The following is a 17,397-nucleotide window of genomic DNA, read 5'->3' on the forward strand; positions in this document are numbered from 1 at the left end:
GCTGCGTTCGCTTTTTGCGGCAAGGTCAATTGTGATAGACACAGGATCGGAGGCAGAGAAATATAACCGGCAAGCCCTCCACCTGGACAAATGACACTCTTTGATTTGTAGCACAGGTGACGGCCGTGAGGATAGTAACGTTTGTCAAATGCTTTCAGGATGTTTGTCACATCTGCCTGGTCCACACCAGCATTTACAGGCCGCAGCAGTGGCAAGACGGACGCTGGCGCATTGCTTGGGGATGGTCTTCGTTTGAACCAACGGCGACCTGTCAGTCCCGCGAAAGCGGGAATCCACTGCGGCTGTTCCCTGTCCACGCCGTCCCGCCCCTACCATACATCATGACAAATTGAGAACTGCTGCCCTGGTAAAATACCCTTTTGAAAATCAGCTTAAAACTGATAGCATTTCTCTGCCTTCAGGCACGATTCATTGTCAGGGTGCTTTCAAGAGAACATAGGACAGGCAGTCATGAGCGAATGGGTTGAAGCAGTCGGTAACATGCACATGCACACGCCCTACTCCGATGGCGAGAAGTGGCACGCGGACATCGCCGAGGCCGCTATCAGCGCCGGGCTGGATTTTGTCATCGTCACCGACCACAATGTGTGGGTGGATGGCGTGGAAGGGTACTACGAGAATGGCAACGGCCGTGTCCTGCTCCTCACCAGCGAAGAAATTCACAACCCACGCCGCCAACCCCAGGCCAGTCACTTCCTGGCCTATGGCGCGCAGCGCGAACTGGCCCATTATGCCGCCGAACCACAGCGCCTCATTGACGAGTTAAAAGCGGCCGGCGGTTACGGCTTCCTGGCCCATCCCCACGAAAAAGATTTGCCCCTGCTCAACTTCGACAATTTGGGCTGGCACGATTGGGAGATTGACGGTTATACCGGCCTGGAAATCTGGAATTATATGTCCAGCATTAAAAACCAGATGGCTGCAGCAGTGGAAAAGCTGCCGCTCAAATTCAAGCTCCTCAGCTTTTTAGCCCTGCTGCGCGTCGCCCTCAACCCGGAAAAGCACATCACCGGCCCCGAGCCAGAGACGCTGGCCTTCTGGGACCAACTGCTCAGCGAAGGCAAACAAATCCACGCCATTGGCAACAGCGACGCCCACGGCACACCCATCCGTCTGGGACCCTGGGAACGCATTATCTACCCCTACGAGGACCTGTTCCGCGCTGTCAACACCCACATCCTGCTGCCCAAACCCTTCAGCGGCAACATAGAACAGGACAAAAAGATGATCTACAACGCCATTGGCAATGGGCGCGCCTGGGTGGCCTACGATCTGCCCCACCCCACCAAAGGCTTTCGCTTCACCGGGCAGGGGCTAAACAAGGGCAGCATGGGCGACAAAGTACGCCTGGATGCCGGGGCGACGCTTCAGGTAAAAACGCCGGCCCCGGCCAATATCCGCCTCATCCGGCACGGCCGTATCGTGGCCGCCATCGAAAACAAAACCAACCTCACCTATATCCCTGTGGACGAAGGGGCCTACCGCGTGGAATGCACACGGCCGTTCCAGGGCAAAGAGCGCGGCTGGATTTACAGCAACCCGATTTATTTGTGGTAGTCGGAATGCGTCCCCGCTGGCATCTTGTGCCCCTGGCGTATGACAAACATCACATTTTGTCGCTGCCGCCTTGTGTTACAATCAGAAGCGACATGAAAGTCCCGCCACTTTCTCAGAGCGGAAAAAGCTGAACTTCTTCGGAGAAGTTCAGCTTTTAGACAGGCATCATCACAAACTATTACCCGTAAGCGGTAATCCGTTATCGGTAATCCGTAGACGCTACCTCTGGTAAATGTCATCGGATAACGGCATACGGACTTCGGCCTACGGCTACTATCAACCTATCAAACCAACAAATTATCGAACCAACAAACATCCTATGTCTGAAAAAACACCTATCATCTCTAAACCCCTACAACCTATCAAACGCGCCATTGTTGTTGGCGCGTCGTCTGGCATTGGCGCGGCGCTGGCCCGCGAACTGGTCGGCCAGGGCTATGTTGTGGCCGCCCTGGCGCGGCGCGAGGCAGAGCTAACGGCCGTCTGCGCCGCCCTCAACGCCCCCACGCCCAACGTCCCCCGCGCCCTGCCCTATGTGCATGACGTGACCGATACGGCCGTTGTCCCCGCCCTCTTTCAACGCATTGTTCAGGATTTAGGCGGGCTGGACCTCATCGTCTATGCGGCTGGCGTGCAGCCGGCCGTCGCCCTGGATGAATACGACCTGGACAAAGACAAGGCAATGATTGACACCAACCTGATTGGAGCCATCGCCTGGCTGAATCAGGCGGCCGTGCGCTTTGCCCGCGCCCGCCAGGGCCACATCGTCGCCATCAGTTCCATTGCCGGCGACCGGGGGCGCGTGGGATCGCCGGTCTACAACAGCAGCAAGGCTGGGCTGAACACCTACCTGGAAGCGCTACGCAACCGCCTATCTAAAAAGCGGGTCATCGTTACCACCATCAAGCCCGGTTTTGTAGACACCATTCTGCTGAAAAACGCGCCCAAAACCTTCTGGGTTATTTCGCCCGAAGACGCGGCGCGGCAAATTGTCGCCGCCATTCAGCAAAAGCGGCACGTTGTCTATGTACCCGCCCGCTGGGGCCTGGTTGGCCTGATCATTCGCCACATCCCCTCCTTCATCTTCCGGCGGCTCAGCTTCTAACAACGACAAAAGTCTTGGAGACTTTTGTCGTTTGTCTGGATACCATCATGATTGACAAATCAGTACCAACATCAACAAATCAAACGAAACATTACGTTCATCCGGCCGTGCTGCCGGATGAACATCTGGAAATCGTCGGCGGCTGGGGCGAATCCACCCAAGGCATGAGTTATGTTTACCGGCCCAGCACCCTGGAGGCGCTGGCAAAGGTGTTGGCGCTGGCTGCCCAACACGGCCGTTCCATCGCCATGCGCGGCGGCGGCAACAGCTACGGCGACGCCTTCATGAACGACGAAAACATCGTCCTGGATATGCGCCGGATGAACCGCGTGCTGGCATGGGACCCGGAGAACGGCATTGTGCGTGTCGAGTCGGGCATCACCATCGAAGAGCTGTGGCAGTACATCATCGAAGATGGCTGGTGGCCGCCTGTTGTCACCGGCACGTCCAAAACAACCATTGGCGGCTGCGCCGCGATGAACGTCCACGGCAAAAACGCCTGGCGCAAAGGGACGATCGGCGATCACATTTTGCAGTTCGACTTGATGCTGCCATCGGGCGAGATCATCATGTGCAGCCGGGCGGAAAACAGCGACATTTTCCATGCAGCCATCGGCGGCATGGGGTTGTTGGGCTGCTTCACCAGCCTGACCCTGCAAATGACCCGCATTTATTCCGGCTATCTGCAAGTCTACACCCAGGCGCAGCCCGACCTGGCCGGGATGTTTGACTATTTCCATGCTTACGTAGATGAAAGCAGCTACATTGTGGGCTGGATAGATGCTTTTGCCAACGGCCGTGCCCTGGGCCGCGGCGACGTACACCGCGCCTATTACCTGCCAGAAGGGGCCGACCCATCGCCCAGCCAAAGCCTGCGCCTGGACAACCAACACGTGCCGGAGAACCTGATGGGCATCGTGCCCAAATCCATTATGTGGTTGGGGATGCGGCCGTTGATGAACAACGTCGGCACGCGGCTGATCAACAAGGCCAAATATGTCGCCGGTCACGTGGGCGGTGGCAAGGTCTACCGGCAAACCCACGCCGCCTTCCACTTTTTGCTAGACTATGTGCCTCATTGGAAGAAGGCGTATGGGCCGGGTGGGTTGATTCAGTACCAACCCTTCATCCCCAAAGAGAACGCCCTGAACGCCTTCGCCGACATCCTGCGCGTCTCGCACTATTACGACCTGCCCAACTACCTGACCGTCTTCAAACGCCATCGCCCGGATGACTTTTTGCTCAGCTATGGGGTGGATGGCTTTTCGATGGCGATGGATTTCCGCATCACGCCGGACAATCAACAGAAAATGCTAAAGCTCACCCGTGAGCTGGACGAGATTGTGTTGGCGGCGAACGGCCGTTTCTATTTCGCCAAAGACAGCACTGTGCGCCCGGCAGTGGCCCAGGCATTCCTGGGCGAAGAGACCATCAGCCAATTCCGCGCACTCAAGGCGCGCTGCGACCCCGACAACATCCTGCAAACCAACCTCTGGCGGCGCGTCTTTGGCGCTGCATAATCTGGTCTATAGCGCGATTTGCTTTTGAGCAAATCGCGCTGTGTTTTTAGGGAGGACGAGATGTCGCCTAGATTCGTTTCGTTTGTTGTGCTGGTTGTTTTATTGGCGCTGACGGCCGTATTTGCGCCGCTGGTTCGGGCAGATAGCGGCGCAAATACGGCCGTTTCCCCCATCGCCGCCTCCGCCCAGAACCAACCCGACACCCAAGACGCTCCGCAAATCGGGCTGCCCGGCGAGTTGGGCCGCATTTTTGCCGTCCTCGGCATTTTCATCGTCACCATGTTCACCATGGCCATTGGCACCGAAATTGTGGTGGACGTGTTTAAGCTTATTTTAGGGTTGGAAAGCAAACCCACTGCCCGCAAAACGCTGGAAGAATATGAAAAAGTGCTGCCCGGAACTCTCAGCAGCCTGGGAGTGGGCATGGATGCGCAGCAGCGCCTGCAATACCAATTGGCTGATCTGAAAAGATTGCTGGAACCGGTTTTCCGCATCGAAGACGCCGTGGTGGACCTCCACACGGACAGTCTGAAACAGACAGTGGATCAATTGTTTGGCAGCGAGGCGACGGCCGTGCAAATCCACCAGGCCACTACAACGCTCAAAGGGCGTTTGCAGCACACCATGACCCGGTTAGCCGCCAATTTGCGACTGAGCAATACGGCCGTACAGCCCCTTATGCTCTTGCTAGACAAACAGATAGACACGGCCGTCGTCAACCTCGGTCAGCTTACCCCCGACGACCTGACCCGCCAACTCAACCGCCTGATCAACGACAACCTGGCCGACCCCCTCACCAACTGGACCCGCGCCCAAATCGTCTCTATGCAGCAAAAAACGTATGCTCAGGCCCGTTTGGAGTATGAAATGCTGCTGCCAACGCTGGAAAGCTCGGGCCTCAGCCCACGCGCCATCCAGCAAGTCAAAATTCAGTTGGAGAGCTTTCTGGAACAGATGCAAAGAGCCGAACTAGGCTACGCTTATCTGTACGCGATCAACGACCTGCTGGGCAATCTGGAAAAACAGCGCAACGCCATCCGTTCCCACATCCGCCGTTTCTGGGAATGGCTGCAAAAACGGCTGATGCCCGGACGTTATCAGGCGCTGATGAGCGAACGCGCCCAGCGCGAAACCGCGCCGGCCATTCAAAATTTGGAACACGCCGCCGGGCAGTTGTTGGCGCTGGACCAACGCGACGTCAGTGACCGGGCCAGTTACGTGCAGCTCATTCGGTTGATTTCGGTGATTGTGGGGGTGACGCTGGCCTACATGCTGCAAATTGACGCCGCCGACTTGCTGACCGACTTTTTGCCGGAATCGGCCGACTTTCTGAGTACGCGGTTTACGCTGCTGCCAAATTGGCCGGCTATTTCGGCTGGCATTATCCTGACGGGGTTGGGGGCAAGCGCCGGGTCTGGCTTCTGGCACGACCAACTCAGCCGCTTGCAGACGGTGAAGAAGGGGGCCGAAGCGGCGTATACGGCCGTGCAGCCAGTCATCGTCAACCAGAAGCTGACAGAGAACTAATCCTTCGGCAAGCTCAGGACCAATCGTCAATCCGGGAAGCGGTAAAAATAGTTGTGTTCTCCGGTCAGGGTTTCCAGGCGAAAATGCACAGCACGGCCGTCGTCGGCTTCAAAGGCGATGGTGATGCGGCGGCCGATGAGCTGCCCCACCAACGCCCAATAGTCGCGTGAAAATTCTTCCGTCGGCCTGAGAACACCGTTTTCATTTTCCTGTCGTCCGGCGACCAACGCCACCAGGCGCACGACATATTTGTCGGCCGACGCCACAATTGCCAACACCTCCGCCGTAAAGACGGCGCGTAGATAATCGCCGCCGGGCAAATGCCAGGCGAACTGCGCCGGAAAGGTATCACCGATGTTGTAGTGTGCTTCAGGCATGGGGGAAGTGTAGCCGGGATAGATGAAGTGTCAACAAAAAACGGCCGTTCCGGGGGGAACGGCCGTTTTAATTCACATCATTCAACCAACAGGTTAACGGATAGCCTGCTCCGTCGTCTTATCGAAGAGATAGACATTGTTCATGTCCATAACCAGGTCCACCGTATTACCCACCGTCACGTTCATCCGGGTATCCACCGTGGCGACCATGCTGTTTTTACCGGTATTGACATACAGGTGCAGCTCATGGCCTAACAACTCAACCAATTCGGCCGTCGCCTTAAACGGCGAAGCCACAATGCTGGGCGGGGCAAATTCGGGCGAATGTACATGTTCCGGCCGCATCCCCATCGTCACTTCCTTGCCGGCATAGGATTGATAAATCGTTTTGCGGCTGTCGGGAATCTGCACCCGGAAATCGCCTGTGTCCAGAAATAGATGGCCTTCTTCCTGAATCACGGTAGCGTTAAAGAAGTTCATGCTGGGGCTGCCGATGAAACCGGCGACAAAAACGTTGTTGGGTTTGTTGTACAAATTACGCGGCGAATCAATTTGCTGCAAGATACCATCGGCCAACACGGCAATGCGGTCGCCCATGGTCATGGCCTCCACCTGATCGTGCGTCACGTAGATGAAGGTGGTTCCCAAACGCTTGTGCAGTTTGGTAATTTCAGCGCGGGCCGAAACGCGCAGTTTCGCATCCAGGTTAGACAACGGCTCGTCCATCAAGAACACCGATGGTTCACGGACGATGGCGCGGCCCACGGCCACACGTTGGCGCTGACCACCGGAAAGCGCCTTCGGTTTGCGGTCTAACAGCACACCCAGACCTAGAATGTCGGCCGCTTCTTTTACGCGACGGTCAATTTCCGCTTTGGGGGTTTTGCGCAGTTTCAAACCAAAAGCCATGTTGTCGTAAACACTCATATGGGGGTACAAGGCGTAGGATTGGAAGACCATGGCAATGTCGCGGTCTTTGGGCGGCACGTCGTTGACTACCCGGTCGCCAATCATGATCTCGCCTTCACTGATCTCTTCCAAACCGGCAAGCATCCGTAAGCTGGTGGATTTGCCACAACCCGAAGGACCGACAAAAACCACAAATTCTTTATCGGCAATGTCCATGTTCAAGTCATTAATGACAACAACATCTCCGAAACGCTTGTATACACTTCTGTACGTTACACTCGCCATTTATCTCTCCTTACTATAACGTTTAGGCGTTGCGGGTCAACTGCGGCAAACTGCCTGACCTGAACACCCAGACCAAGAAATGGTGACAATGAGGTTGTGAAAGGAACCTTCCGATGACTCTTACAAAACTTATGGCAACTATAGCCAGGGGTAGGGGGGATGTCAACAAACCACAAGAAACTGTCTAAATTCGTGGTGTTATGCGGTGGATGGTGGGATTCGGACACGCCGTTTGGCCGGTGGCGTGTAGAAACCATCAAGGATGGCAATCTCTAAGATGCTGGGCGGCAGTGTGGCTGGCATGTGGGTGGCGTAGTCGTTAATCCAGTTGGCGACGCTTTGGTGGTTCACGCTGAGCAAGCGGCTGGTTTCGCGCAGGCTGAGACCTTCCAGATACAGGCGGAGCGCTTGCAGGCGCACTTCTTCATCGTAGCCTTGTTCTTTGGGCACAGGCGTATAGCGAACGCCGCAGCTGGCGCAGCGATAACGCTGGCTGCCGGCCGGTGTACGGCCGTCTCTCATCTGGCGCAGCTGGCTGTGGCAGTGCGGGCAGCAAATTTCCGGGGGCGCGGTTTCATTCATGGGCTCAGAGGATGGTGATTAACACGGCCACAAAAAAGAGGGCCAGCACCAGAACGGGCGTTACCCAATGGCTCTCCAACGCGGCAAATAGAGAAGAGACGGCCGTCGGCGGCGTCTGGCCAGGGCGCGGCTGTTGGCCGGTAAGCACCCTGTAAAAAGCGTCTATGCTTTCCGGGCGCTGGTCGGGGTGCATCTCCAATGCCCACATCAACGCCTCAGACACGGGCAGGCTGATGGTCTCCTGGAGCAGATGGGGCGGCTGGAGCAGGCGCGGGTTGAGGAAGCGCGCTTTGGCGTCTGGCGGCGGCGTGTTGGTGATCAGGTGGTAGAAGGTTGCGCCCAGGGCGTAAACGTCGGTACGGGCGTCGGTGTGGCCGCCATCGCCGCCGTATTGTTCCAGCGGCGTGTACAGCGCTGTGCCGCGCCCCTGCACCACGGTGATGGTGCGGGCGTCGTCGGGGACCATGAGTTTTACCAGGCCAAAGTCTACCAGCTTGATACGGCCGTCAGGCGTCAGCTTGATGTTGGCCGGCTTAACATCGCGGTGCAAAATGGGCGGGTCCTGGCGGTGCAAGTAAGCCAGCGCGTCTACAATTTGCTCGGCCCATTTCAGCACCAACTTCTCGGCCAATGGCGCGCCAGCCTCGTCCAACAGCTCCTTCAGGTCTTTGCCGGGCACAAAATCCATCACCAGATAATCACGGCCGTCTTCCGAAAAAAATCAGATACCTTAGGCAGGTTGGGATGGTCTAGCTGCGCCAGAATACTGGCCTCTTGCAAAAACTGGCTCTGGGCCTGCTGCTGCAATTCCAATGAAAAGTTGGGGTCTGGCTCCACAACTTTCAGGGCGCACAATCGGCCAGGCAGGCGCAAATCCTCAGCGCGATAGACGCTGCCCATGCCCCCCTGCCCAACAATATTGGTTATCTTATAGCGTTCGCGTAGAATAGTGTTGCTTGTGTGTCGTATCATCGAATTATGGTATTTCGTTATCTTGTTGTATTATAACATCTTGTGAATGAGCATGTAGAATCGTGACTTTTTCCAAGCAAACAGGCCTATCAGTAAGTGATCAAGGGGCGGAAATCATGCAAGAACAACCTGTATTAATTGTGCGCGAAGGCGAACTGTTGGGGCAGCGTTGGACCATTGATACCGACGAGTTTGTCGTTGGGCGCGGCAGCGACAGCAACCTGGTACTCCCAGAGCGGCAGGTTAGCCGCTACCACATCAAAATTTTGCGGCAAAACGGCCGTTTCTTCCTGCAAGACTTGGGCAGCAAAAATGGCACCCACCTCAATGGCGAACAGGTCAGCGGCACGGTCCCCATCCAGGACGGAGACGAAATTCAAATTGCTTTGTGCGTCAAAATGGTGTTTGTAGGCACAGACGCCACCCTTCCCCTGACGTTTGATCCTCCTACCCGGCAAGGCGCGCTAACCATTGACGAATCGCAGCGTTCGGTCTACATTCGCGGCGAAATTTTATCGCCGCCGTTGTCGCTGGCCCAATTCCGCCTGCTCCAGCTTTTGTATGATGGGCATGGCGCTGTCAGCAGCCGCGAAGACATTATCGAGGTGGTCTGGCCGGGCACAGACGGCATTGGCGTATCTGAACAGGCCATAGACGCCCTGGTGCGCCGCCTGCGCGACCGTCTGACCGAAGTGGACGATTATAACTACATTGTGACGGTGCGCGGGCACGGCTTCCGGCTGGAAAACGCGCCGCATTAACAAAAAAGCGCCGCAAGCAGCTTGCGGCGCTTTTTTGTTGCAAACGCTGTAGGCTTACAAGCGGGCGGCAATCATGGCTTTGATGGCTTCTACACGGCCGTTCAACTCATCTTGCCCCGTTTGCAGCACCTGTGTCTGTACCACGCCCAGCACTTCCAAAATTTCCGGGGAAACCAGTTCCGGGTGCGCCTCTAAAATTTGCGCCCGCTCCAGGTCGCTGTCGGCTTCCAGCATCGTATTGAGCAGTTGAATCTCCGGCGGAACCTGCCCTTCGGCTTCCTGAACAATGAGGCTGTGGACATCTTGCAGCGCCTGCACCAATTCCACCTGCCCCTGTTGGTCGGCCTGGGCGATGCGCGAGGCCAGGTAATACATGAAGGCGTCGTCGAAGCGGTCGAAATTGGCGCGCACGGCCGTTTCCAGGTCTGGCGCTTGCAGAATAGCCTCCAGCGTTTCGGCCGCCTGGGTCATCACCTGGCGCGTCTGCTGCTGAATCTGGTCATAAATTTGCAGCAGCCGCGCCCGCAGATCAGACAACTGCTTCGCGCCGGCCAGGTTGCCACTCTTTTCTTCCTTCTCAATCTCCTCGGTGAACAGGCTAAAGAAATTGTAGCGCAGCGCCCCCTGCCCGGCGGCGACAATGGCGTCTACCAGGTCGTCTTCGTCCCGATTTGCCAGAACATGTTCCAGCAGCAGTTCCGCCGACAGGCCGCCTTGTTTCTTGGCTGCCTGGTTAAACTTGTGTACGGCGATCTGCTGTTTTTCCAACTTACGGCCGGCGGCCGTTTCGGTCATCAATTTGGCGCGCAAGTTACTCAGCTTCACCAGTTGACTGCTTTCATTCATCTGCGAGGCCGCTTCCATGATGGATTGCAGCATCATCAGGAAAGTCTCGTCAATCAGCCCCATGTTCTCATGCAGCAAATAGTCGCGCACATCGCTGTCGGCAGTCGCCAGCTTGCGCAGCAGGTCCGACTGTTTACGCTGCCGGGCGATCATCTCTTTGGTAATGCCTTCGGTCTCCAGGATGTTCTCCATGAAGGTCTGCATACTCAGGACAGACTGCGGCTGGAACATATAGGCGCGCCGCTGTTCCGGCGGGGTGCTTTCCACCACCTGGCGCACCAGCCGGCCGACCAACTGTTCGCGCTGCATGGCGTCCAGATTCATTTCCGGTGGCACAAAGGTCATAAACAGTTCATGGGCCGGATCGTGATACACCAGGGGCGTGCCAATCTGGCCGCTCGCGCCGCACTGCGGGCATACGGCCAGGTTAAACTGGTTACTCAGAATATACTGCTTCAGTTCTGGTTGTTGTCCGACGTCAAGAAGCTGGTAGACCTCGGCCACATAGCGGGTCTGGCAGTTCGGACAGGTGATTTGAGTTTGCATAAAGTCTCCGTTAAAGAATGAATTACAAAGGGACAAAGGCACAAAGAGGCAAAAGAAAACGGGGTTATTGCTCTCTGGGCAGGGAAAAGGTAAAGGTCGTGCCGGGGCCGTCGTCGTTGGGGGCAAACCAGATACGGCCGTGATGCGCCTCAATAATCGCCCTGGTCAGGTACAATCCCAGGCCCGTGCCCTCGGTTTTACGGCTCAAGGCATTATCCAGACGGGAAAACTGCTGGAAAATACGGTGCTGCTGGTGTTCGGGGATGCCAATGCCCTGGTCGCGCACGGCTACCGCCACATGGCTGTTATGCACAGTACCCTGAATGGTAATTTGCCCCCCATCGGGCGCATATTTGATGGCGTTGCTGATGAGATTGTTAAACACCTGGGTCAGGCGACGTTCATCCCCCCAAATTGTGGGGAAATCCGGCGGAAAGTCAAGGAAAAAGAAATGTTTGGCCGTCTGGTTGCCGAATTTACGCACCACCGTCTCGGCGATTTTGGGCAGCAGCACTTCGTCGCTGACGGCCAGGCTAAACGTGCCCGCCTGCAAGCGCGATACTTCCAGCAAATTGTCTATCAGGTCGGTCAGGTTGTCTGCTTCTTCCTCAATCACATTCAGCGAATCATCCACAATTTCCCGCGACCAGTTGGCGTCCTGGCGGCGCAGGGTTCCGGCGTACCCTTTGATAATAGACACCGGCGTCTTGAGTTCGTGGCTGATAACCGAGATGAAAGTTTTTTGTAACTGCTCTTCCTCGCGGTAGCGGGTCAGGTCGCGCACGTTGGCGATGATGTCGGTCATACGGCCGTTACCATCCAAAAACGGCGCGTAGGTAATGCCCAGGCTGATCAAGCTGCCATCGGCCGCCTGATGCCGCTCGTGGTACGGCCGTCTAAAATCCCCTTCCACATACAATTGGACCGCACCCGGCGGCGGCCAACCATTGGCAATAGCCCGGTTCAGGTCGGTGTCGGTGCGCAGCCGCTCCCACTGCACCACAGCCTGGTGCGCCTGCCCAATGGCTTCTTCGGCCGACCAGCCCATCATATTGCTGAGGGCCTTGTTAAACACGGTGATGTGCAGCGATAAGCGCTGTTTCTCCTGGTTTACCTGTTGGTAGAGGCGGGCGTTGCGCACAGCAATGGCCGCCTGCTCGGCAAAGCTGCGCAGCAAATCGGCCACGTCTTCGGCAAAAAGGTAGTTGCTGGATTGGAAGACGTAAATGAGGCCAATGACCTCGCTGCGCGAGATCATGGGGATGCGGGTAACGGCCGTTAGTCCCAAATTTGCCTGCCGCGCAATCAGATTCAGCCGGGCTGTTAACTCTGGGATAGCCTTGTGTTCTTCGCCCTCCTGATAGGGCACGCCGCGAATTAGCGGGGCAAAATGGTCCACCAGATTGGCCGGAATGCCATACACGGCCGCCACCCGCAGCGTCTCGCTGTTGGGGTCAGACAGCACAATCATGCCCGCCCGCCCCGATACAATTTCCACCGCCGCCTGCAAAATAATCCGCAGGACATCGGGCAGGTCCAATTCGGCCGTCAGCGCCCGGCTGATCGCCAGCAAATATTCCCGCTGCAAAATCCGTATGTCTACCAATGCTCTTGCCATATTTTCCCCTCAACAAACGAGAAAACATTGTAACATAGTTCCCTATTCCAACAGTAACCCATAAAAAAAGCCCAGGAAGTTTGGCCTGGGCTTTCTGGTTATCGTGCTGCCAGCTTAATTGACGGTTGAGGGATCAATTCCGGCCGCTTTTAGCGCCTTGTTATAGGCGGACATCGCTTTGGAGTTGGCAATACGCGCCTTACGCACGTCATCGGGCGACATGCCTTCGGTGATTTCGATGAGATCAGGTTTGGGAATGCCGCTTAGAGCCGCCGGAGCGGGCGCTGCCGCCGCTGCCACCACCGGCGCGGCTTCCGGTTCCACCTCAGCCGCCGCGCCGACGTCTACGCCAGCCGCCTTTAACGCTTTGTTGTACGCCGCTTTGGCTTTGGAATTGGCGATACGCGCCTTGCGCACATCATCAGGCGACATGCTGTCGGTGATTTCGATCATAACCGGTTCAGCGATGCCGGCCGCGGCCGCCGCGGAAGGCGCAGCGACTTTAGCCGCCACAGGCGCAGCCACGTCCGCTGCCACAGGCGCAGCCGTCCCGGTTTGTCCGGAGGCTTTAGCCGCTTTGGTCGCCGCCGATTTGGCCTTAGAATTAGCGATGCGCGCTTTGCGCTTGTCTTCGTCAGACATGCTGTCGGTGATTTCGATGTAGGGATAATCTTTGCCGGGAACCAGTTCTACCGGACCGGCGACCGCCGCGGGGGCAGCCGCAGTGGGGGCCGCCGCGGCGGGGGCAGCCGCGCCGGCGGCCATGCCGGTGCGAACGCTGTCCCAGCCATGGACGTTGGCTATTTTAACGGCCGTTACCGGGTCTTCCTTCAATCCATCAAAAGCGGTTGGCTGCTTGCCACCCATCTCCTGGCGCAAATTGCCAATGCGCATATTCGCGCCGCGGGGGGTTGTCGCCGCCTGCCGGGCCGCCAACTGACGCGCTTCCTTCATTTGGGCGTCGTAATCGCCTGTGACCGGAATTTTGTGCCCCATCGTTACAGCGGGGTTATAAGTCTTGGCCTGGTTTTGCGCCCCGGCTGTACTGGCAACCACTGCCTTATCCAGGCGAGATACGGCCACCCCCAACAATGCGCCAACAACTAGCGTCAGCAAAATCACAACAACAGCGATAAGTACGATCATCTCTTTTCCCTCTTGTTCATAGCAGGCTTATGGCGACCATTATACAATTTGCGCCAAATTTCTCAAACCAAATTACCCACATCCACCATCCACATCTTGACGCCCACATGAAGTTCTGTCACAATCAAATGAATGAACACGAACCGATTTGACTGGCAGCTGGCAACAAAAAAGCCCGGTTATAGTAACCGGGCTTTCATGCCGAAGGTGGGATTCGAACCCACATGAGCGTAAGCTCACTACGCCCTGAACGTAGCGCGTCTGCCGGTTTCGCCACTTCGGCTGAGAGGTAGGCATTTTACCAACTCGTCGCTAAAAGTCAATATCAATCTCCTAAATTTCCAGACGCCGCAGCCCATCGCACCACAGACTATTTTCAACGGAGACTTCATGAGTGGTCTAACCCACCACCACGAATGAAAATCCACAGATTTCACAGATGGACACAGATTTCCTATCTGTGATATCTATGGACTATTTTCAACGGAGAAACCCATGTCAATTTCCATTGATTTGCTAAAACGTGTTCAGCTCTTCACCAATCTGGGCCACGAAGAGTTAGGCTTGTTGGGCGATATTTGCACGGAAATGCAGATTGCCCCCCGCGAAGTGATTATCGAGCAAAACACCATCGGCAGCAGCATGTACGTCGTGGCGCTTGGTTCGGTGGAGGTGTTTATTCACGGTTTGGAAAATGCGCGCAGCCTGGTAGTCTTGGGGCGCGGACAGGTTATTGGCGAGATGGCGCTGATTGACCAGGGGTATCGTTCCGCTTCAGTCAAGGCGACGGACGAGGGGGCCACGCTGTATCTGATGGAACGAGACCAGTTTTACCGGTTATGCGAGCAAAATTACCATATCGGTTTTGTCGTTATGCGTAATCTGGCGATTGATATTGCCTTCAAGTTACGGCATCGTAATCTGGCGGAACTATAGGAGGAAACGGCCGTGACTGATGAAATTTTCTACAAAGTAAGTTTTGTGGTGGTTGGGGGCAAACATCCCGGAGCAATTATCACGGTAGAGAAAAAGCCAGAAATTGGCGATGAGATCGCCTTTAACGGGTCTGTTTTTGCGGTGATAGAGGTGATGGAACTGATGCCGCCGGTGGGCAGCTTCGGCTTCTTGCATGTCACCTGCGAACACCGGCGCAGCGCCGGGGCAAATTAGGGTGGGTGGTCGCCCCGCGCCACAAGTTCTAAACAACCATGATCGCCGCCGCAGCGAGTTTGGCGGCTTCGGCTAGAGCCGGAATGGTCTGCCCTTTGGCGTTGATCCAGCGAATGGCGTAGACCTGAGTTAATTGGTCTAGCGCCTGCCACAAATCGGCATTAGCGACCGGCTGCTCGTCTTTTTTTTGCCAGTTTCGTTTGCGCCAGCCATGGATCCACTGGGTTGCGCCCTGAAAAAGATAATCGGACGTGGTGAAAATCTGCACCGTGCTGCCGGGGGACAGCAGCAGCAGCCCCTCGATAACGGCCGTAATCTCCATGCGGTTGTTCGTGCTGGCAGGCACAGAGCCGCTGGCCTGCCGCGTATCACCCTGATGCTCCAGCACCACCCCCCACCCGCCAGGTCCAGGATTGCCCTTGCACGATGCCCGCAGATACAGCCGGGGAACATCGTCGGATATTTGGGCGTTGGGGGTGATGCGCAGGCGTGCTTCGCGGGCCAACTGGTCTGCACGCTCATTCATTGGATGGCCGGCGTGGCCTTTGACCCAGTGCCATTCGATGTCGTGGCGCTTCACCAGCGGCCATAATACCTGCCACAAATCGGCGTTGAGGACAGGCTTGCCCCCTTTGAGAACCCAGTTGTTTTTAGACCATTTGTCTATCCATTGGGTAATACCCTGGCGTAAGTATTCAGAATCGGTGTGGAATTCGACGGTAGACGGCCGTGTCAAAGCCCCTAACGCCGCGATGGCCGCCTGAAGCTCCATGCGGTTGTTGGTGGTGTGCGGGTCGTTGCCGGTCAGCACTTTCTCCCGTTCGCCATACTGCAAAACGGCCGCCCACCCCCCAATACCAGGATTCGGATCCGCCCCACCATCGGTATAAACAACAACGTTCATCATGCAGAATAACGAGTAGAAAGAAGAAATGAGAGACTCCTCCCATTTCTTCTTCGCTATCGCTTCTTTCTAGCGCTTGCCAACGGCCGTTAACATATCGGCCACGTTGGTAAACTTGATGCGCGGCCGTCCTTGCGCCTGCCCGTTGGCAATTTCCAGGGCGTCCAACTTCAGCCAGTCGGCGTAAGAGAAGAAATCGGGCTGCTTTGCGGCGATGAAGGCCGCCGCCGCTGTCGCATCAGGATAATCAGGCGAGAGGGTGCGGCCGGCGGCCGCGTCGGCCAACATGTGCTGCACTGTTTCCAGGGCGTCCGGCTTGTTGGTCCCAATTACCCCCGAAGGACCACGCTTGATCCAACCACCGGTATATTGGCCGAGGATGGGCGCCTGCGTTTCCGGGTCCAGCACCTGGCCTTCCTTGTTGAGAATAACGCCCCAACTGTCATAAAAGGGCACATCGGGGATGGGCACGCCGCGATAGCCAATAGAGCGAAAGACCAGTCCGACGGGGATTTCTTCGTACTCGTCGGTGGCTTTGGGACGCAGCGTGCCAGAATCGGTTTTGTACAATTTGTTTTTGACCAGGCGCATCTTCACCACCTGGCCGGTTTCATCGCCGATGAGTTCCACCGGCGAGACCAGAAAACGGAGGGTAAGCCGGCGCGATTTACCGCTAGACGGCCGTCCCGCATACGATTGAATGATCTCCACCTTCTTCACCGTCGCCCGGTCCGAGCTGTCGGCCAAGGCGGCTTCGCTGAGTGGGTCCAGCGCCGCCTCTTCGGGCACAACATACACGTCGGCGTCTTGCATTTCACCCAATTCTTTGACTTCGGGCGTGGTGAAAGCGGCCTGGGCCGGCCCGCGCCGACCGAGGATGTAAACATTTTTCACCTGGCTGTGGCGCAGTTTTTCCAGAGCATATTCGGCAATATCTGTGGCCGCCAGCTCTTCCGGCGTGCGGCACAGGATGCGGGCCACGTCCATGGCCACGTTGCCCACGCCGACGACGGCCACATTTTCTTGGGAAAGGTCCACCTGGTAATCTTGAAAATCGGGATGGCCGTTGTACCAGGCGACAAAATCGGTGGCCGGCAGGCTGCCGGTCAGTTGTTCGCCGGGGATGTTCATCTGCCGGTCGGTTTGCGCGCCGGTGGTGTAGATGATCTGGTGGTAATACCGGCTCAGTTCGGCGGCGGTGATGTGTTTGCCCACCTGGACGTTGCCAAAAAAGCGAAAGTTGGGGTTTTGGGCGATGCGGTCGTAAACGGCCGTTACCGACTTAATCTTCTGATGGTCCGGGGCCACGCCATACCGCACCAGGCCAAAAGGTACGGGCAGGCGGTCAAACATGTCCACTTCCACCACCAACTCTTTTTGCTTAAACAAATGCTCGGCGCTGTAAAAGCCGGTTGGCCCGGCTCCCACAACGGCCACCCTCAGAGGATTCGACTGTGTGCCAATTTCAAACATTGAAGGCTCCTTTTGGTTCAGTAATGGGAAATAGGTTTAGAGTGTAGAGATAGAGATGGTTTGTTGGTTTGTTGATTG

At 56.4% G+C, this 17,397-nt stretch carries 15 protein-coding genes, 1 tRNA gene and 1 pseudogene; 7 read left to right on the forward strand and 10 right to left on the reverse strand.

From position 1 onward, the window contains the following. Window positions 1-471: 471 nt before the first annotated feature. The 4 genes from IPM39_02165 (at window position 472) to IPM39_02180 (ending at window position 5,730) form a co-directional block, all read left to right on the forward strand. Complete coding sequence (locus IPM39_02165; protein ID MBK8984878.1) at window positions 472-1,578, forward strand: PHP domain-containing protein; 1,107 nt, start codon at window positions 472-474, stop codon at window positions 1,576-1,578. Between the two features lie 319 nt (window positions 1,579-1,897). Further along, the gene (locus IPM39_02170; GenBank protein MBK8984879.1) at window positions 1,898-2,683 is read left to right on the forward strand and encodes an SDR family NAD(P)-dependent oxidoreductase; all 786 of its coding nucleotides are present in this window, start codon (window positions 1,898-1,900) and stop codon (window positions 2,681-2,683) included. A 47-nt stretch (window positions 2,684-2,730) separates the two neighbouring features. Further along, window positions 2,731-4,203, forward strand: coding sequence for an FAD-binding oxidoreductase (locus IPM39_02175; GenBank protein ID MBK8984880.1), 1,473 nt, complete (start codon window positions 2,731-2,733; stop codon window positions 4,201-4,203). A 60-nt stretch (window positions 4,204-4,263) separates the two neighbouring features. After that, entirely contained in the window at window positions 4,264-5,730 is a 1,467-nt protein-coding gene (locus tag IPM39_02180; protein MBK8984881.1) for a hypothetical protein, read from the forward strand. Between the two features lie 26 nt (window positions 5,731-5,756). Here IPM39_02180 and IPM39_02185 read toward each other — a convergent pair whose 3' ends face one another. The 4 genes and pseudogenes from IPM39_02185 to IPM39_02200 form a co-directional block, all read right to left on the reverse strand. After that, window positions 5,757-6,107, reverse strand: coding sequence for a hypothetical protein (locus IPM39_02185; protein MBK8984882.1), 351 nt, complete (start codon window positions 6,105-6,107; stop codon window positions 5,757-5,759). A 93-nt stretch (window positions 6,108-6,200) separates the two neighbouring features. Beyond that, window positions 6,201-7,301 (reverse strand): sn-glycerol-3-phosphate ABC transporter ATP-binding protein UgpC, encoded by a 1,101-nt coding sequence (gene ugpC, locus IPM39_02190; GenBank protein ID MBK8984883.1) that lies wholly within the window; start codon window positions 7,299-7,301, stop codon window positions 6,201-6,203. 198 nt (window positions 7,302-7,499) lie between these two features. Continuing rightward, window positions 7,500-7,883, reverse strand: a complete 384-nt coding sequence (locus IPM39_02195; GenBank protein ID MBK8984884.1) for an IS1 family transposase — start codon at window positions 7,881-7,883, stop codon at window positions 7,500-7,502. A 4-nt stretch (window positions 7,884-7,887) separates the two neighbouring features. Then, window positions 7,888-8,855: pseudogene (locus IPM39_02200) on the reverse strand (serine/threonine protein kinase). A gap of 116 nt (window positions 8,856-8,971) precedes the next feature. Here IPM39_02200 and IPM39_02205 point away from each other — a divergent pair. Next, window positions 8,972-9,616 (forward strand): FHA domain-containing protein, encoded by a 645-nt coding sequence (locus IPM39_02205; GenBank protein MBK8984885.1) that lies wholly within the window; start codon window positions 8,972-8,974, stop codon window positions 9,614-9,616. Window positions 9,617-9,670: 54 nt separating this feature from the next. On the opposite strand, the gene IPM39_02210 is transcribed toward IPM39_02205, so the two are convergent. From IPM39_02210 to IPM39_02225, 4 genes are all read right to left on the reverse strand, one after another. Further along, window positions 9,671-11,008, reverse strand: a complete 1,338-nt coding sequence (locus IPM39_02210) for a CpXC domain-containing protein (GenBank protein ID MBK8984886.1) — start codon at window positions 11,006-11,008, stop codon at window positions 9,671-9,673. Between the two features lie 64 nt (window positions 11,009-11,072). Continuing rightward, a complete protein-coding gene (locus tag IPM39_02215) occupies window positions 11,073-12,626 on the reverse strand; it encodes a GAF domain-containing protein (protein ID MBK8984887.1) in 1,554 nt (517 codons plus the stop codon). A 114-nt stretch (window positions 12,627-12,740) separates the two neighbouring features. Further along, complete coding sequence (locus IPM39_02220; GenBank protein MBK8984888.1) at window positions 12,741-13,772, reverse strand: hypothetical protein; 1,032 nt, start codon at window positions 13,770-13,772, stop codon at window positions 12,741-12,743. Window positions 13,773-13,971: 199 nt separating this feature from the next. Further along, a tRNA-Leu gene (locus IPM39_02225) sits at window positions 13,972-14,055 on the reverse strand. Window positions 14,056-14,267: 212 nt separating this feature from the next. Between IPM39_02225 and IPM39_02230 the strand changes: the two genes are divergently transcribed. Together IPM39_02230 and IPM39_02235 are read left to right on the forward strand one after the other, a co-directional pair. Further along, window positions 14,268-14,708, forward strand: coding sequence for a cyclic nucleotide-binding domain-containing protein (locus IPM39_02230; protein ID MBK8984889.1), 441 nt, complete (start codon window positions 14,268-14,270; stop codon window positions 14,706-14,708). Between the two features lie 12 nt (window positions 14,709-14,720). Continuing rightward, window positions 14,721-14,942: a hypothetical protein gene (locus IPM39_02235; GenBank protein ID MBK8984890.1), complete on the forward strand. Its 222-nt coding sequence runs from the start codon at window positions 14,721-14,723 to the stop codon at window positions 14,940-14,942. Window positions 14,943-14,970: 28 nt separating this feature from the next. On the opposite strand, the gene rnhA is transcribed toward IPM39_02235, so the two are convergent. Continuing rightward, entirely contained in the window at window positions 14,971-15,849 is an 879-nt protein-coding gene (gene rnhA, locus IPM39_02240) for a ribonuclease HI (protein MBK8984891.1), read from the reverse strand. Between the two features lie 66 nt (window positions 15,850-15,915). Then, window positions 15,916-17,319 (reverse strand): FAD-dependent oxidoreductase, encoded by a 1,404-nt coding sequence (locus IPM39_02245; protein ID MBK8984892.1) that lies wholly within the window; start codon window positions 17,317-17,319, stop codon window positions 15,916-15,918. Window positions 17,320-17,397 lie beyond the last annotated feature (78 nt).

This window comes from Candidatus Leptovillus gracilis (assembly GCA_016716065.1).
Lineage (GTDB): Bacteria > Chloroflexota > Anaerolineae > Promineifilales > Promineifilaceae > Leptovillus > Leptovillus gracilis.

Coding starts and splice junctions, on each gene's coding strand:
- ugpC (MBK8984883.1), bottom strand. CDS start 7,301: ATGGCGAGTGTAACGTACAGAAGTGTATACAAGCGTTTCGGAGATGTT.
- IPM39_02245 (MBK8984892.1), bottom strand. CDS start 17,319: ATGTTTGAAATTGGCACACAGTCGAATCCTCTGAGGGTGGCCGTTGTG.
- IPM39_02230 (MBK8984889.1), top strand. CDS start 14,268: ATGTCAATTTCCATTGATTTGCTAAAACGTGTTCAGCTCTTCACCAAT.
- IPM39_02180 (MBK8984881.1), top strand. CDS start 4,264: ATGTCGCCTAGATTCGTTTCGTTTGTTGTGCTGGTTGTTTTATTGGCG.
- IPM39_02185 (MBK8984882.1), bottom strand. CDS start 6,107: ATGCCTGAAGCACACTACAACATCGGTGATACCTTTCCGGCGCAGTTC.
- IPM39_02220 (MBK8984888.1), bottom strand. CDS start 13,772: ATGATCGTACTTATCGCTGTTGTTGTGATTTTGCTGACGCTAGTTGTT.
- IPM39_02215 (MBK8984887.1), bottom strand. CDS start 12,626: ATGGCAAGAGCATTGGTAGACATACGGATTTTGCAGCGGGAATATTTG.
- rnhA (MBK8984891.1), bottom strand. CDS start 15,849: ATGATGAACGTTGTTGTTTATACCGATGGTGGGGCGGATCCGAATCCT.
- IPM39_02175 (MBK8984880.1), top strand. CDS start 2,731: ATGATTGACAAATCAGTACCAACATCAACAAATCAAACGAAACATTAC.
- IPM39_02205 (MBK8984885.1), top strand. CDS start 8,972: ATGCAAGAACAACCTGTATTAATTGTGCGCGAAGGCGAACTGTTGGGG.
- IPM39_02165 (MBK8984878.1), top strand. CDS start 472: ATGAGCGAATGGGTTGAAGCAGTCGGTAACATGCACATGCACACGCCC.
- IPM39_02195 (MBK8984884.1), bottom strand. CDS start 7,883: ATGAATGAAACCGCGCCCCCGGAAATTTGCTGCCCGCACTGCCACAGC.
- IPM39_02170 (MBK8984879.1), top strand. CDS start 1,898: ATGTCTGAAAAAACACCTATCATCTCTAAACCCCTACAACCTATCAAA.
- IPM39_02210 (MBK8984886.1), bottom strand. CDS start 11,008: ATGCAAACTCAAATCACCTGTCCGAACTGCCAGACCCGCTATGTGGCC.